Genomic DNA, 16,957 nt, shown 5'->3' with positions numbered 1-16,957 from the left:
ATGATTATTTGATGATATTTTTGTGGATATTTCACAACATCTATTAGATAGATTTTAAACTTCTGTAGGAGACTTTTCGGCAATTACCATGAACATACTAAATGAATCGATTGGCACATGCATCCTTGCTTATTTTATACTACATGAAGTTATTACTCTACAGCAGTTTTTTGACATACTCATAATTATCTGTGGAATGATTGTGTTCTGTTTTTATGTCTTGGGAAAGAAAGGGTGGATCTGCATCTCTTACTTTAGAGACAGCCCCGCCTAATCTACCCTTTCTTTGTTAAACTTATACAATTTCAGCTTCCTCTTTGATTACTGGAGATAAGGTGTATGATTTCCTTATGAGATATGAAGGAGGGATGGGTTCTCCGATGACAAAAAATTGAGAGGGAATCGACCTCCCTTGGGTATGTTAATAGTTATTATAATATCGCTGAAAATGCTGAAAATCAAACTGTATTTGGGTTACAAAAGTTACTTCTTAAAATTACAATGTGACATCTCGTCTTACAACTCATCTATACGATTTTTATTTTGTCTTAAATGCAAAATTTATTTAAGCTTTTAAAATATATTATATTCTAGATTTTTAATTTATTTTATGTTGACAAATCGATTTTAAAAACGTTATATTAAAAAAGTAACCTATTTTAAACTGTACTTTTAAAATAAGTTTAGGTTTTTCTCAAGAAAAATATCATGCAATTCAGAGAAGGGAGATATAGAAAGGTGCAACAAGGCAAAGAACGTTTGAATGAAATTAATAAATTTTTGTATAACCCTATTAACTTTCAAGATATCACAAAAAAAGATGGTCTTTTTTCAGTTATATATAGTGTCGGACTCATCTCGTCTTTCACACTGTTAGTGATGTTTACAAATGCAAAACAAATATATGTTGTAGGTTCAATTTTTTCTATTTCCTTTTGTTTAATCGCATTTATTTTAAACAAGAAAAAAATACACGCACTGGGAATAACTAAAAACAAATTGAAAGAAACCCTTATACTATTTGGTATTATTTTTGCATTAGCATTATTACTAAATCTAAAAAAGATAAGCACAAATGAAGTTACCATATACGACTTCTTTTACAATATGTTTTCCACCCTTATTTCCATAGGTTTTGCAGAAGAATTTATTTTCAGAGGGTATTTATGGCCGCGATTGGTTATATTATTTGGCAAGCATAAAGGCTCTCTAATATGTGGAATGCTTTTTGGCTGAATGCATTTAATTTCGAGTTACAAATATGAAAATATGAATTTAAATCTTCTTTCCGTTTTTAACGCTATTTGGTCCGGTGTTATCGGACAATATTTTTATATGTTTATTTATTCTTATTCTCGAAATATATTTTTCCCTTCTATTTTACATGCAGCACCACACTTTTTTTCCGTTGAGAAAACACTGGGTAAAACAATAGCGATCTTAAAAAATATTATATACTAATACCATAAAATTTCCTCTTGTTCAGCTTCACCTGATGCAATATTTAGTCCTAAACTTATCAACTCTTCATCTGAACAATTTACAAATACGTTATTAAGTTCCATTTTACCAAACTAAAACATAAACATGCTGCCTTTTTCTGCACTGTCGGATATAGCTCTTCCCCTGCAAAGGTTTGAAATGGAGTGTTTATTGCTGAATCTAATAATCCTTCATCTCTGATTCCATCTAATCCGCCAGTTTGCCTTATTAACATTAAATGCATCATTATATCTAATCATTGGCAGCATTTTCATTCTCATCAACCATTTTAATAACTTTAGAAAAATTTTGATTAGCCTCTGTCATCGAGACCAATTTTTTTATATTTACCTGCATATCTTCACAAACTTTTTTATTATCCTATCCCTTTACTGGTAACAAAAATTAGGCTTAAATTAGCTAAATAGAAATAATACGTGTAATGGCAGATACTCAAAATAAATATCTGCCACCAAAAATAACCTGTATAATTTTGTACTACTCAGACTCAGCCTATTCATCGGTGTTATCAAACATATTTGTTTAGTTTCATTACATTTCAAGACCGTTTTTTATCTCTATTGTATATGTTATTTTGACTTTACCGATTCTTCTGCCGTCAAAATGTTGCCACTGCATTATACCTCTTAGTACAGAATCTGAAAATAATCCAAATACTCTTTAAATTGATCTTGTGCAGTCAAACAAGTATCCTTTAGATATCCTTGCTCATTTTCCCATTCATTTAGTCCCCGATAATAAAACAGTTTCAATTTTTCATCTATAATAAATGGAACAACATTATTACGCAGGCACTCCTTAAAAAAGCATCTTCGATTTTCCCTTGAGCACAGTAATTTCGCACGGTACGTTCAGATATTCCCCATCTTTTAGCCATTTCTGAAACCGATATATATTTCATAAGTACTACCTCCAAGTGTATTTATGATATAATATTATCGGCAATATTTCAATTTACTTTCCGTGTATATTTAATGTTTTTGCCGATATCGGCATAGCAACAAAAATCATCAACTAGCCAAAAACTGGAATAATCTGGGCACCTACTCCCTTACCCTCCTGAAGATCATACCATTGTCATAAGTTACTACAACTCTCATTTGATTCGCTCTCACAGATTGAATGTTTTGGTCTAGAGTCTTATTTCTAATTGACTGTAATTTCTGAAGACGGTTTTTCTTCTTCTGTTTTACTTGCATTTATCGCAGTTTAACTTTGTCCACTCTGCTTTACGTAACAATAAAAATAACACACTATACTGCATAGCGTATAAATTGCGCATAACGCAAATAGCACCTTTCTCGTTATTGCATTTTCGCTTATATGCGCACTAATACAGCTCAATACAATTCCACTGTATGTATATACACTTATCTGCCAAACTCTCTTTATTACTTGCATTAGAGTGTTCTGTTCAATTTTGCACTCGCTCCAAAAACTTCTTTGGTTTAAAAAATTGAAGATGACATATGCTAACAATATTACGCTGATTCCGATTAGCGATATAGATTCTAGATTACCTCTTAAACTAGGAATGTAACTGGCAAACAAACCACCACCTGAAATAGCACCAAAAAAGCCAAACGTATAGAGAAACCATAACAATTGTTTTTTATTGCTAAAGTTTTTCTGGATTAATTCGCTTGGAGTAATTAAGTCATGCACAAAACTTTTTATAGCTAATTTCATTACACCAGAAATCATAAATAATATAAAGAAAATATATAATGTTCCTACCATCATGCTATCCATATTGACCAATCTCATTCCCTTCCGCTATTTATTGCTTATTCAACCTATCAATATACATTGGGGCCATTTTTTCTAATATTTCTTTACTCGGATAGCCACCAATTGAATACGAAACAGATAATAATTCCCGTGCCATCTCTTTATATCTTTTTTTCGAATAAGTAATCCCTCTTTTTTTGTACTCATCTTCAATAATATCTGTCGCAAGCTTTATATCCTCAACTCTATACATAACACTCCTCTTTCTATTTTTTTCCAGTAATTGTCTATTTGAGTTTTTCAAACATCTCTTTCTTAAAGAGAGCACATCCCTAATAATATTAGTATAACGCAAACCAACTGCCCTATTCCTTCAACTAACTTTATTTTTCGAATCTTTCTTCTATGTATATTAATGTCAAGAAATGTATAATCAGAGCGTTTTTTTATCCAAAGGAAAAGCGCGTTTATCATTATCTCAGCGCCGATAATTGCTCTAAAAAGTTCATTAATCTCAAACTTGACCATTCTGGCTTCCCCTTTCTGCCCCACCTTTTGTTTCTCTTATCACCATTTAATTACTTCCATTTAAAGTCTTCATTAACTATCTTGTACACTATAATTCAAACCATCCACAACTATTCTTTATTCCACTCTATTCGATACATATGTAATTATCCATTTTCTTTCTAAGCTACTTGTGGTCCTATGTTGGTGTTAGAAGTTTACTACAAAAAAACTGCATTATTTGATCAATATCGAAAGGCTATGGGATATGGTTGAAGCCATAATCACAGTTCTTTCTCTATAGACAGATAGTACAGTTCACACCAAACAAAAACTTCACCGACAACGTCATGGCGAATCACAACATTCGCTCTTTTGTCATGCTCGTTTTTATTTCGTATTCTATTATACACCATTTCTGCCATTTGCGAAATTTCCTATAATGCAAAGAAAGATGCGCGTGCTGCATATGCAAAGCTCTTACTTGAAAGCCCTGAGGAAATTGCAGTACAACAGTCAAATATGAAGTTCAAAACCTATTTTGAAAAGTACTATTTGCCATAGTACAAAACAACGGTTCGTCAAGCAACCTATGAAAATCGACTTGGATCGCTCAGAAAACACTTTGCATTTTTTTACAATATTAAACTGAGTAATATCAAACCATTACATATCCAAAAATGGCAGGTAAACCTTTCAGCAGAATATAGTGCTCACTATGTTCGCCTATTACAGGGAATGCTATCATTATCATTTGACCGAGCAATAATTCTTGGCCTTATGAAGGATAATCCCTCACGAACGGTCGGGCATGTCAAATCTACAAAAACCAAAATAGAATTCTGGACTAAAGAAGAATTTGAAAAAGTCATCTCATTCATTTACATTGATGATTTCTTTCAGCATTTTCTCTTTGTATCTCTTTGGCTCTTATTTATGAGTGGAATGCGACGCGGTGAGGCTGCTGCCTTATTGTGGAGTAATATTGATTTTGAAACAGGATTGCTTAGTATTGATAAATCGCTCGTCTACAAAAGTGTGGACGATTATCGTTTCACATATCCTAAAACAAAAGCCAGCGTCAGGAAAATTTATCTTGATCCAACCACATTGGATATTTTAACAAAATGGAAAGAACGGCAGTCTGAACTTTTATCTACCGATTTTGTCTTATCCTACAATGCGGTTCCACTTAATAAGCACGCAGTCGGTAATGCAATTACCCGCTATGCCAAAATGGCAGTTGTTCCCCGAATTCGTATCCATGGACTCAGACACTCTCACGCATCTTTATTGATTAGTATGGGAGAGAATCCACTTATCATAAAGGATCGCTTGGGTCATGAAGATATTCAGACTACTTTAGGCACTTATAGTCCTTTATATCCAAACAGTAACTATGAAGTAGCAAAAAAACTGGATGGCATCTTAGAATTTGCTCCCGCGAAAGAGAATTTAGATACCACCCAGACAAATCAACATACAATTGGTTATAATAAAAACTGTGCCAATACTGTGCCATTAGGCACTCAATCAGCTTAGAACCCCTGTAAAATGGGGGGGTCTCGGCTAGCTCGGACTACTCAAACTCGGCCTGTCCTTTGGTGTTGCTAAACGTATTTGTTTAGTTTCATTGCATTTCAAGGCCGTTTTTTACTTCTATTGCATGTATTATTTTGACTTACTGATTTTTGTTGCCAAAATGTTGCCAATGCAGTTATCTATCTTTTGCTATTTCAAACCTTTAGCAATGTCAGTTGCACTATATAAAACATCGGTAACTACTACTCGATCACCTTTAATAACAAAGAACACTAAATAGTTATCAACCACCATTCTTCTAAGCCCTTTTGCTCGCACTAAATTCAATTCTAGTTCCTTAAAGCGTTCCGGAAAATACTCCAATTTCAAAATTTCATCCGCTATTCTGTTGTACTGCCCTAAAGCATTTTCTGGTGCTGACAAATTCATTGCAATATAGTTATAAAGTTTTTTCATATCCAGTAGTGCTTCTTCAGTAATTTCTACCACATATCTTTTCATAGTCAAATACTTTTCCTAAACTTTGCAAATGCTTCAGCCGCATTTTGCACTCTTCCTGATTCAAAATCAGCGTACCCTTTTTCTAGTTTTTCACGAATTTCCTTTTCGTCCATTATATCTGCATTAATGGATTCAGGAACTTTAGGTAGTGTAACTGAAAATGGAATTCCTCCGACCATAGAAATTTGCTTAAGATACATATCTATTGCTGTCGACATCGGTATTCCTAGTTGAGATAATATATCCTCTGCACGTTGTTTTACCGCTGGATTAACTCTTAAATTTAATGTTGTACTTTTCTCCATGTAAAGCACCTCCTATATAACTATTGTAACGCATTTGTCGTTACGACTCAAGTTTTTTTCTTGTTTTGCGACAACACTGTTGACACAAACTTTTTATAATCCTGCCATTTTACTGGCAACAAAAAATCGGCTCAGATTGGCTAAATGGAAATAATGCGAGTAATGGCAGATACTCAAAATAAATATCTGCCATCTAAAATAATCCGTGTAATATTGTGCTACTCAAACTCAATAGTCCCAGGTGGCTTACTCGTCAAATCATACAGCACCCGATTTACATGATCCACCTCATTAATAATCCTACTCGTTACCTTATGAAGCACATCCCATGGTATTTCACTGGCCTCAGCCGTCATAAAGTCCACCGTATTTACAGCCCGCAGTGCAACTGCATAGTCATAAGTTCTCTCGTCTCCCATTACCCCAACACTTTGCATATTGGTAAGAGCCGCAAAATATTGACCCAGTTCATCTGCCACACCAGCTTTTGCTACTTCCTCCCGGTAAATTGCATCTGCATCCTGTACGATTTTCACACGGTCTGCATTCACCTCTCCGATGATACGGATTCCAAGACCAGGCCCTGGGAATGGCTGGCGATACACCAAATTCTCTGGAATACCAAGCTCTAATCCTGCCTTCCTTACTTCGTCTTTAAAAAGGTCGCGAAGAGGCTCAATAATTTCTTTAAAATCTACATAGTCCGGTAACCCACCTACATTGTGATGGGATTTAATCACTTCAGATTCTCCACCCAAACCACTTTCTACCACATCTGGATAGATGGTTCCTTGTACCAGAAAGTCAACGGTTCCGATTTTCTTGGCTTCTTCTTCAAATACACGAATAAATTCCTCACCAATAATTTTTCTCTTTTGCTCCGGCTCTGTTACTCCCGCCAGTTTTCCGTAGAAGCGCTCTTGTGCATTAACACGGATAAAGTTTAAGTCATAGTGACCTTCAGGTCCAAATACCTCTTCAACCTCATCTCCTTCATTTTTACGAAGAAGACCATGATCCACAAAAACACAAGTAAGCTGGTTACCAATTGCTTTAGAGAGCATAACTGCTGCCACTGAGGAATCCACCCCACCAGAAAGAGCACAAAGCACTTTTCCGTCTCCTACTTTTTCTTTTATCTGAGCAATAGACTCTGTAACAAAAGAATCCATCTTCCAATCACCTACACATCCGCAGATATCGTAAACAAAATTTTGAAGCACTTCTTTCCCATGAATCGAATGGAGTACTTCTGGATGCCATTGGACTGCGTATAGTTTTTTCTCCTCATCTTCTGCTGCCGCCACAGGACAATTATCTGTATGCGCAGTTATAGTAAACCCATCTGCCGGTGCTGAAATATAATCAAAATGACTCATCCATCCCACTGTATTAGTTGGTACATTTTTGAATATCTTGGAGCTTGGGCAATCAATTATAATATCTGTTTTGCCGTATTCCGCCGCCTTTGCTGTCTCGACTTTTCCTCCAAGAAGGTAAGACATAAGCTGAGCACCATAACAAATACCAAGAACTGGTATTCCTAACTCAAACAGCTCCTTCGTGTAAGTAGGCCCGCCTACTTCATACACACTATTTGGTCCACCCGTTAAAATAATTCCCTTTGGGTTCAGCGCTTTAATCTTTTCAAAATCTGTCTTATAGGAATAAATTTCACAGTACACATTTGCTTCTCTGACTCTTCTTGCTATTAATTGATTGTATTGCCCTCCAAAATCGATGACAATGATTCGCTCTTTCTTCACGAGATTTCCTCCTCATTCATATCCATATCGTTACCTTTTATAATATAAGAATTTGCCCTTACTTACAATACCTTCTTTTCTTATTAAACAAAGCTGCTCAACAACCAGTGAAATGATTCGAGCAGCTAACGCCTTATTATCAAATAATATATTTTCCTTTTTACATCTATAAAGCTCTCCATCGCACTCACAATACGATGAAGAGCTTTTATACTTCAAGTTTTATAATGAAAAGACTACCGTCTTTCCTTCTTATGCCATATAGGGTTTGATGTCTCCCCAGAGATTGCTTAAATCTTCTTCGTCTTCGTGTACCTTGAACTCGATTTTGTTGTGAACACCCATATTCATGATACTCAGAATCGATTTCGCATCTACGATAAACCGACCTCTTTTTAAGTCCATATCGTAGGGATACTTTGACATCTTGTTTGCAAAATCCTCGATATCACGAGCATCCTGAAACATAATCATCGTCTTACTCATTTGAATCACCTTATCCTAATTATCCTATCTTCTGTTTCTATAAGTAACCTTACCTATTCATGTCACCTATGCTAGCTATATTATCATATTCAGTATACTTTCGTATATCGGAAAAGAATACAAGATTATCGGTGATTCGTTGTATATTTTGTATGATTTTCGTAGTTTTTTTATCAATATATGCTGTTTTTTTGTTACCTTAACACAAAATATTGCTCATACCATAACAAGAACGAGTATACCGTATAAATCTTTCTTTGGTAGTTTCCTTTTTTGTTTTTATGGTCTTCTAACCACTTTAGCAAAATATCTTTCTTAAAAAATTCTGAGACAAAATCTTTTTCGAAAACAGTCTTAATTTGATTGTAGTACTTTTCCTTGCGCATCCACACACGAACCGGTACCATAAAGCCTAGTTTCTTTCTCTTTGCCCACTCCATAGGTATTTTTGCCAAAGCAGCCGTACGGAAAGCGATTTTCGTATTTTTTCCATCCACACACTGCTTCGATTCTAAGGTTCTTGCCAGATTCCATACTTTTCTGTCCAAATAAGGTACCCGAAGCTCAATCGAATGAGCCATAGTCATTTTATCTGCCTTCAGTAAAATGTCATGAGGAAGCCATACATTCATATCCAGGAACATCTTCTTATGAAGATCATCTAAATCCTTTACCTGATCGAAATAAGGCTTTGTCACATCCTGATAGCGTACCTTACTCTGATACTCCTTCGAAAGAATTGCATCCGCCTCATGATTATCCATAATATAAGACTGTCCAACGTAAGAATCTTCCAAAGTCTTTGTATTACGCATCATCAGCTCACGCCCTTTAAAGTACTTCTTCTTAGAAGCCCACTTTCCAAGCTTTCTTCTAAGAGCCAAAGGAAGCTTTCGGTAAGCTCCTTCCACACCACTGTCAATATAACTGTCATATCCACCAAACATCTCGTCAGCACCTTCTCCACTCAAGACTACCTTTACGTCCTTAGCAGCTAACTGAGATAAGAAATATAAAGGAACTGCTGACAGATTTGCATGTGGCTCATCCGACTGATATTGTACCCGGGGCAATATATCGAAGAACTCGTCTGGAGTAATTTCCTTTTTGGCATTCTTCATATTCAGGATTTTACACAGCTCCTGAGAGTAAACCGTTTCATCAAAGCCTTCTACCTTAAAGCCAACGGAATAAGTTTTCATAGGCTTTACCGAAGAGGCAATATAGCTGGAATCCACTCCTCCTGAAAGGAAAGAGCCCACTTCCACATCACTAATCTGATGGTAATCCACAGATTCCTGTACTGTTTTTCCAATCTCTTTTACGACTTCGTCAAAACCTCTCTTTTTCACTTGATATTTGAAATCAAAATATCTGGTTTCCTTAAATTCTTTTCCATCATAGGTGAAATATGTTCCCGGCTCCAACTTGTATACATCCTTAAACATAGTCTCCTTTGTAGGCGTATACTGAAAAATTAAATAGAGCTTTAAGGCGTCCTTATTCACCTCCTTTTGAAAGGAAGGATGAGCTAAAAAGGATTTGATTTCCGAACCAAAGATAAAGGTATCATTCATATTTGTATAATAGAACGGCTTAATACCGAAGTAATCCCTGGCACCATACATTGTCTGTTTCTCTTTATCATAAATCACAAAAGAAAACATACCTCGCAGCATAGAAGCCGTTTTTTCTCCATAAACCTTATAAGCCTGCAGTATAGCTTCTGTGTCAGAATTCGTCTGGAATACAGCACCATGCTTTTCCGTCAGCTCTTTTCGAATCTCTTTATAGTTATAAACCTCTCCGTTGAAAATAATCAGGTGCTTTCCATCTGCACTATGAATTGGCTGCGTTCCGCCTTCCAAATCAATAATACTTAGTCTTCGAAATCCCAGGGCTGCTTTATCATCTACATAGCTCCCCTTACTATCAGGACCTCGGTGGACAATTAATTCTCCCATCTCATCCAGTACTTTTTCACGATTATAGTCTCCTGTACCGTAATATCCTACAAATCCACACATAGTTTTCTCCTTCTTATCGATTTAAATACGTCGTTACCAGTTCAATATCGGATGGATACTCCAGATATTTATTTCCCACCTTCATGGAGTCCTCGTGACCTTTTCCTGCTACAATCACCAAGGTCTTCTCTCTCGACTCAAGGATTGCCTTTTTCACTGCGTCCCGTCTCTCTACCACAATCTCATAAGGCGTATCATACTCTTCTATATATTTCGCAATTTCATTTGCAATATCTTCTACACTTTCAAACCCTGGCTCGTCTGCCGTCAGGATAATATAATCTGCATACTTCCCTGCAATTCTGCCCAGCTCTTCTCTTCGGTCAAAAGCCTTGCCCCCTGGCGTTCCAAACACCGCAACAATTCGATATCCTGGAAATTCTTCTTTCATGGAAGAAAAAAGCCTCTCAAAACTCAACTTATTATGGGCATAGTCTACAATCGCCACTACATCCCTCTTCTTATCCTTGAAAATTTCCATCCGGCCCTTGGCCTTCCCTTTTTTCAAGCCACTTTTAATATATTCTAATGGAATAAAGAAAGTCTTTGCAACTGCAATAGCCGCCATGGCATTTTCCACATTAAAAAGACCTGGCATAGAAAGCTGAAACTCCTCATTCACTCCCGGTCCAACTGCACCAAAAGCACTTCCCATTCCTTCTTTCCTCACATTAGATGCAAGGTAATCCGCCTTTTCATTTTCCAGACTATAAGTAATCGTAAACTCGGAAGCTTTCGCTGCTTCGAGGACTTCATCAACATGCTCAATATCCAAATTCACAACTGCCGTTTTTGTCTGGGCAAACATCTTAAGCTTTGAATGGAAGTAATCCTTAAAATCTTTGTGCTCAATTGGACTGATGTGATCTTTTGAAATATTCAAAAACACACCCACATCAAAGACCAGACCATCCACCCTATTATATTTCAATGCCTGAGACGACACTTCCATCACCATATAGGACACCCCATTCTTTACCGCTTCATACAAATGGCGATAAAGTTCCACTGCCTCTGGAGTTGTATTATGAGCCACCTTCGTTTCCTTTCCATCAAAGGTATGAATCGAAGACATAATCCCACAAAGAGGTTTGTCCTGAGCTGTCATATACTCATCAAGAATCGATTTCATATAAAAAGCTGTCGTTGTCTTTCCTTTTGTACCACCAATCCCGATTAAGTTCAATTTATTCTGAGGATAATCAAAAAACTGTCCTGCCAATATTGCCATTGCTTTTCGGATGTCTTTTACAATAATATAAGGTACTTCTTCTTTCAAAGCATATTTCTTTTCACTTACATAAGAAAAAGCTCCTTGTCTTACACTCTCTTCCAAGTATTCCTGCTTAAAGGCCAAGCCCTTGCAAATGAATAAGGCATCCTTTTTGATTTCCTTGGAATTATAGGTAATGTCTAATACCTTTATGCTCTCCTTCTGATAAAGGTTTGCCTCTTCCACAAGGTTGGAAGCCGCTAATAATTTCAAATAGTACTTTAAAGTATAGGTTTTTAAATTCTCCATTTTCTCTCCCTATTCCACGTACTTGGCGCCACTTCTGACAATGGATTCATAAATCAAAGTATCCATGGCATCAATACACCGTTCCGACACATCGAAATTCCTCTTAAAAACAGAAAGTTCCGTACAGGCCAAAATCACAACGTCGCAGCCCTTTGTTACAAGTTCCTCAAACGCCCGGTTAAACTTCTTTTTGTCTCCTTTTTTTCCACTTTTAATGTCGTCATAAATCAGAGACATAACATCTTTTTGCCGCTCTTTCGAAGGGGAAACTGGCAGCACTCCCAGGCTTTCACACTCTTTGTGGTAAACTCCCGCTTCAATAGTTCCGTCTGTTCCCATGATTCCAATCTTTCTCACATTGTCAAAAGAACGGATTGCACTTTTCACGCTTTCTCTTGGCATGTGGATAATTGGAATTGCAACCTCCTGCTGTACTTGATCAAAGAAGTAGTGGGATGTATTACATGGAATCCCAATATTTGCCACACCCAATTTTTCCAATATCTTAGCATCCTTTACAAGCTTTTCAATAAGGACCTCTGATTTACCTGTTAAAATTGCTTTTGTACGATCCGGCATCGTTGCATGACTCAGGATTACCATATTGATATGTTCCTGATCCGTATGAGCCTTCGTATGGGCAATCACCTCTTCATAAAAATAACTTGTGGCCTCTGGTCCCATTCCTCCAATTACACCCAGCTTTTTCTTCATATGGTCTCCCCTTTATTTGTAATACTTCTGATACTTAATATAGTGACTAAAGTGTGAGCGCAAAAGATGATACAGTCTTCCCGGTCGTAAATCTCCCTTAAAGAACAAAGGATTCACATACTTGTCTTCCCGAATCAACTTATGCATAAGTTCTTTTGTCTTTTCGTCTTTTACATACTTAAATGCAACACCTTTCGGAACAACCATCCAAAGGTGGTTTTCTTTGGCCATTTCAAATTTTCTTGTCGTACCATATACGTAATCTTCTACTAAATATTTTGCAATATTAAACCCTGAACCGGTTACATAGTAATTGCTTCTTCCCTGTCTGGTGTTAATCTCAAAAAACTTATATTTCCCATCTCTTGTATCATATTTAATATCAAAGTTTGAAAAGCCAACATACTGCAAATCCTCTAATAAGGCCTTCGCTTTTCTTGCAAGCTCTTCGTTTGCCTCCGTAATAATTGCCGCATGGTTTCCGAGTCCTAATGGCGTATGTTCTTCCAGCAAAACATGGCCTAGACACATCATCTTTACTTCTGCATTTTTGTCGGAATAAGAAGTCAGTACGTACATATATTCATCATTTCCAGGAACAGTATCCTGTATAATCAAAGCATTCTCATAGCCTGCACCATAGATTTTCTTCATTGTCTCTTCCAGCTCTTCTCTGGAATTCATCAGAAAGACCTTCTTTTGTCCCTCAAAAGGATGCTCCCAATAAGTAATACTCTCGGAAGACTTTAGAATAACCGGAAAAGAAAAATTCAATTCAAAATCATACCCCATATCAGGAGTATGCACAAAGGTGTCTGGATAGTCTACCCCATGCTTATCACAAAGCTCATAAAATACATCCTTTCTCTGCAGACGATTCATAAGCTCATAATCAATATAAGGAGCCACTACATTTTTCGGCAATCTCTCCTTATTCTGGCTAATCAGTGCAATATAAGCATCTCCAGCTCCTAACAGAATGATTGTCTTGTCCTCATGCTTTTTCCCAAAAGAAAGGATTGTTTCTAAAAAACCTTCCTGAGTTTCAATTTTAGGGTTCGCTGTGTACTCAATAATCTTACTATTATAACTAGGTCCTGATGAATATTTCCCGAAAATATAGGTTTTTACCTGATATTCTTCGTAAAACGCTCTTGCTACACTGTATGTATTAATATCTCCCCCCAACACAACAGGAATAAACTCTCTTTCAACACATTCCATACGGTCTTCCTCCTAATAATAAAAGGGCTCATATCTCCCTTGTTTTCTCACTTTATACAATGTTTCATTATATCCTACCCGCTTCCTTCTGTCAAACAATCCACTCCTTGACCGAAACCGTACCCTAATGGTAAAATCGTACTATACTAATAGAGAAAGGGGACGTATGAACATCATAACAGAACGAAGAAAAACAAAAAAGGCAAGAAAGATTGTCATCACAACAATCCTCGTATTCGCTCTTGCACTTTTAGCTGTTGTAACAAGCATGAACATCAGAAGTACGAACGCCCAGCGGGAGCTTTTGAAAAACAGTATTGAAAGCCAGCTGCTTTCCATCACAATCGCCGCCAGGAATATGGTAGATTCTGATGTTATTGATTCTTACAAAAGCAAAGAAGATATGGAAGCAGACGAAGCAACCTACATTTCCATGAGAGCCAACTTAAGAGATTTGGCAAGAACCACCCAGGCAGACTATATCTACATATTGAAATATGTAGGGGACGAGGTAATGTTTGTCCTGGATACTGATGAAGAGGATGAATCTGTTTTCATTCCTTACGATCCAGATCCCGTACATCTGGAGGCATTTGCTGGCGAAAATGCCAGTGGTGTCATGAACGTAGTGGATGAATATGGGAGCTATAACACTGCTGCCATTCCCATTATGAAGGACGGAAAAGTAATTGCCGTTATCAGCACCGATATCCGGGATCATTACTATCAGGAAAGTCTGGACAGGGGGAAAACCAATCAACTGATTCTGTTGATTGTACTGGCGAGTATTCTTACCTTTATGATTATACTCATTTTCTTCCTCCTCTCCCAAGTTTGGAAGATGCAAAATCAACTCTACACTATGGCTCACTATGACACGGTAACAGGACTCCCAAACCGGAAGTATCTCCTGGATTTGCTGGAGGATCAGGCCATGACTTCCAAGGAAAAACCTTATGCCCTTGTTTTCATTGATCTTGATAACTTTAAGAACATCAATGACACGGCCGGTCACGACATGGGAGATGAAGTCCTCAAGGAAGTAGGTGACTTCTTAAATCAAAACAAATCAACAGTGCATTCATTCCGGCCTTCAGCCGGACAGCTTAATATCGCAGCCAGAGTTGGAGGCGATGAATTTGTCCAGATTGTCGACGATGTTTCTACTGTAGAGGATGCAGAAAAGTTTGCTCAAGATACCCTAAGCCACTTTTCTTCTGAACGCTTTTTAAAATATCGTGAAAACTACGGTCTTGGACTCTCCATTGGGATTGCTCTTTATCCCATGCACACCCAAGATTACCACGTACTTATTAAATATGCCGATATTGCTATGTATCACGCAAAACATGGCGGAAAGAACAGCTATCGCATCTATGAAGAAGACATGGCACCAAAAAACGAAAAATAGTACAGTAAAACCCGGAAACTCTCCTATGAATTTCCGGGTTTTGTTTTTATTTTTTCTTTAGCTTTGCATTGGCAAAGATACTTTGCAAAATAATAAAGAAGGCCAATAATGCTGATATGGTAATTAAAGATATAACTGAAATAATGCGAATCCTTATATCCTACTTCAAATCCAATCTCCGTGGTTTTCATAGATGTACACATCAGAAGCTCTTTCGCCTTCTCCATTCGAGTCTCCGTCAGATATTCAATAAATGTCTGCCCCATGCTTTGGCTAAACACCGCACTAAAATAACTAGGACTCATTCCCACTGATTTAGAAATCGTATTAAGGTTAATCTCTGTAGACATGTAATTTCCCCGAATATAAGCAATCGCATTATCAATAATATCCTTATGCCCTCTTCCGGATTTCGTGTCTCGGATGTGAATAATTCCTGTTAAAATCCTCCTTAAATACTCTTTTACCTGAGTAATTCCTTTTCGATTCTTCAAGTCATGAATAATAATTTTCGAATCTCCTATCTCTTCTACGATTTCTGCTGAATCTATTTCCATCTGCTCCGCAACGTAAACTGCACTCACATAAATATCCAAAATCAAATATTGACGCATCATCTCCGATTCAATATGCTCCTTTGACATCACATCAAAGTATGCTTCAATAAAGCTTCCCACCTCTTCATGGGTTCCCTTTTTAATAAATCTCTCCACCAATTTCCGGTATTCATCAATGGAGGGGATTTCTTCCAACTCCAAATCTCTTTTCACATCCGAAATATTGTCCCAGAAAATAATCTGATTTTCTTTCATCGTAAATCTTCTTGCAAAGGTCTTTTCTGCCTTTGCAAAGGAGCTCCCTAAGTCTCCCAACCGATACACGTTTTCTCCAAATCCACCGAAGTATTTTATTTCATTGTAGGAATCCATTATCTCTTCAATCTGTTCTTTCAAATTTAAGCCCAGGGCTTCCATTTCTTCTTCTGAATTTGCCATACAAAGAAGTGCCCATCCCTCGATTCCCCGCTCAAAATAGAGAATGTTTTTCATGTCACCAAACATTTTTTCTAAAGTAATAAAGGAATCGATATTATCGTTTTCCGTACATTTAAAAAGCAGAAAATTATAAAGGGAAGCTCCAATATTTAAGCCCAATTCCTTGCCACCGTCGATGAGTTCTTTCGTCGTGCTGGTTCCAGATATTAACATACGCAAAAGAGCCAGTTTTTTGTGCTCCAAATTTTCCTGCATATCTTTTGTATACTGTGCAATAATCTCCCGGTCTCCCCTTTCCTTTTGAATCACTTCCGAAATTTCACCAAGAGCTTTTAAGAGCATTTCTGCGGAAATTGGCTTCAACAAATAATCTGTCACTCCAATTCCGATAGCTTCCTTCGCATATTTGAAGTCATTATATCCACTCAGAATTAATATCTTTATATCTGGCATTTCCTTTTTTACGGCCTCACTCAGCTCCAACCCATCCATGAAAGGCATCTTTATATCTGTAATTAAGATATCTGGTCTTTCTTTTAGAATCAAAGGATAAGCCAATTCACCATCTGCTGCCTCACCAACAAACTCATATCCCTCTTTCTCCCAATTAATACTGTTCTTCACTGCCCTTCGAATCACAATCTCATCTTCTACAAGAAATACCTTTATCATATGCCACCTCACATTTCCATTAATGCCATTAGTTTATCACAAAAAAAGATT

Annotated in this window: 16 protein-coding genes and 2 pseudogenes; 4 read left to right on the top strand and 14 right to left on the bottom strand. The window is 36.9% G+C overall.

Annotated features, from left to right (window positions below; translation table 11 throughout):
- Positions 1-738: 738 nt before the first annotated feature.
- The gene (locus tag NHH15_RS12245) at positions 739-1,236 is read left to right on the top strand and encodes a CPBP family intramembrane glutamic endopeptidase (protein ID WP_262066955.1); all 498 of its coding nucleotides are present in this window, start codon (positions 739-741) and stop codon (positions 1,234-1,236) included.
- Positions 1,237-1,540: 304 nt separating this feature from the next.
- On the opposite strand, the gene NHH15_RS12240 is transcribed toward NHH15_RS12245, so the two are convergent.
- The 5 genes and pseudogenes from NHH15_RS12240 to NHH15_RS12220 all read right to left on the bottom strand — a co-directional run bounded on the left by NHH15_RS12240 (position 1,541) and on the right by NHH15_RS12220 (position 4,166).
- On the bottom strand, positions 1,541-1,717 hold the full coding sequence (locus tag NHH15_RS12240) for a type II toxin-antitoxin system death-on-curing family toxin (RefSeq protein ID WP_316044075.1): 177 nt from the start codon (positions 1,715-1,717) through the stop codon (positions 1,541-1,543).
- A gap of 412 nt (positions 1,718-2,129) precedes the next feature.
- A pseudogene (locus NHH15_RS15785) lies at positions 2,130-2,312 on the bottom strand (cell filamentation protein Fic); the annotation flags it as partial.
- 400 nt (positions 2,313-2,712) lie between these two features.
- A complete protein-coding gene (locus NHH15_RS12230) occupies positions 2,713-3,255 on the bottom strand; it encodes a hypothetical protein (RefSeq protein ID WP_262066954.1) in 543 nt (180 codons plus the stop codon).
- 28 nt (positions 3,256-3,283) lie between these two features.
- A complete protein-coding gene (locus NHH15_RS12225; RefSeq protein WP_262066953.1) occupies positions 3,284-3,487 on the bottom strand; it encodes a hypothetical protein in 204 nt (67 codons plus the stop codon).
- A gap of 538 nt (positions 3,488-4,025) precedes the next feature.
- Complete coding sequence (locus NHH15_RS12220; protein WP_262066952.1) at positions 4,026-4,166, bottom strand: hypothetical protein; 141 nt, start codon at positions 4,164-4,166, stop codon at positions 4,026-4,028.
- 151 nt (positions 4,167-4,317) lie between these two features.
- On the opposite strand from NHH15_RS12220, the pseudogene NHH15_RS15780 reads away from it, so the two are divergent.
- A pseudogene (locus NHH15_RS15780) lies at positions 4,318-4,422 on the top strand (tyrosine-type recombinase/integrase); the annotation flags it as partial.
- A gap of 57 nt (positions 4,423-4,479) precedes the next feature.
- Entirely contained in the window at positions 4,480-5,283 is an 804-nt protein-coding gene (locus NHH15_RS12210; protein WP_316044074.1) for a site-specific integrase, read from the top strand.
- Positions 5,284-5,472: 189 nt separating this feature from the next.
- Here the strand turns inward: NHH15_RS12210 and NHH15_RS12205 are convergent, their stop codons facing one another.
- The 8 genes from NHH15_RS12205 to NHH15_RS12170 all read right to left on the bottom strand — a co-directional run bounded on the left by NHH15_RS12205 (position 5,473) and on the right by NHH15_RS12170 (position 13,828).
- On the bottom strand, positions 5,473-5,784 hold the full coding sequence (locus tag NHH15_RS12205; protein ID WP_262066951.1) for a type II toxin-antitoxin system RelE/ParE family toxin: 312 nt from the start codon (positions 5,782-5,784) through the stop codon (positions 5,473-5,475).
- 2 nt (positions 5,785-5,786) lie between these two features.
- Positions 5,787-6,089: a type II toxin-antitoxin system RelB/DinJ family antitoxin gene (locus NHH15_RS12200; protein WP_262066950.1), complete on the bottom strand. Its 303-nt coding sequence runs from the start codon at positions 6,087-6,089 to the stop codon at positions 5,787-5,789.
- Between the two features lie 218 nt (positions 6,090-6,307).
- Entirely contained in the window at positions 6,308-7,855 is a 1,548-nt protein-coding gene (gene guaA / locus NHH15_RS12195) for a glutamine-hydrolyzing GMP synthase (RefSeq protein ID WP_262066949.1), read from the bottom strand.
- Between the two features lie 252 nt (positions 7,856-8,107).
- Positions 8,108-8,341 (bottom strand): HPr family phosphocarrier protein, encoded by a 234-nt coding sequence (locus NHH15_RS12190; protein WP_262066948.1) that lies wholly within the window; start codon positions 8,339-8,341, stop codon positions 8,108-8,110.
- 194 nt (positions 8,342-8,535) lie between these two features.
- Positions 8,536-10,368 carry an asparagine synthase (glutamine-hydrolyzing) gene (gene asnB, locus NHH15_RS12185; RefSeq protein ID WP_262066947.1) on the bottom strand — a complete coding sequence of 611 codons (1,833 nt, stop codon included), beginning with the start codon at positions 10,366-10,368 and terminating at the stop codon, positions 8,536-8,538.
- Between the two features lie 13 nt (positions 10,369-10,381).
- Entirely contained in the window at positions 10,382-11,890 is a 1,509-nt protein-coding gene (locus tag NHH15_RS12180; protein ID WP_262066946.1) for a Mur ligase family protein, read from the bottom strand.
- A 9-nt stretch (positions 11,891-11,899) separates the two neighbouring features.
- Positions 11,900-12,604: a cysteate racemase gene (gene cuyB, locus NHH15_RS12175; protein WP_262066945.1), complete on the bottom strand. Its 705-nt coding sequence runs from the start codon at positions 12,602-12,604 to the stop codon at positions 11,900-11,902.
- Positions 12,605-12,616: 12 nt separating this feature from the next.
- Complete coding sequence (locus NHH15_RS12170; protein ID WP_262066944.1) at positions 12,617-13,828, bottom strand: carboxylate--amine ligase; 1,212 nt, start codon at positions 13,826-13,828, stop codon at positions 12,617-12,619.
- A 166-nt stretch (positions 13,829-13,994) separates the two neighbouring features.
- Here NHH15_RS12170 and NHH15_RS12165 point away from each other — a divergent pair, with 166 nt between their 5' ends.
- Positions 13,995-15,239: a GGDEF domain-containing protein gene (locus NHH15_RS12165; protein WP_262066943.1), complete on the top strand. Its 1,245-nt coding sequence runs from the start codon at positions 13,995-13,997 to the stop codon at positions 15,237-15,239.
- Between the two features lie 23 nt (positions 15,240-15,262).
- Here the strand turns inward: NHH15_RS12165 and NHH15_RS12160 are convergent, their stop codons facing one another.
- The gene (locus NHH15_RS12160) at positions 15,263-16,906 is read right to left on the bottom strand and encodes a response regulator transcription factor (RefSeq protein WP_262066942.1); all 1,644 of its coding nucleotides are present in this window, start codon (positions 16,904-16,906) and stop codon (positions 15,263-15,265) included.
- Between the last annotated feature and the right edge of the window lie 51 nt (positions 16,907-16,957).

This window comes from Aequitasia blattaphilus, from assembly GCF_024721305.1.
Classification (GTDB): domain Bacteria; phylum Bacillota; class Clostridia; order Lachnospirales; family Lachnospiraceae; genus Aequitasia; species Aequitasia blattaphila.
This window is presented reverse-complemented; position numbering and strand designations above follow the sequence as displayed.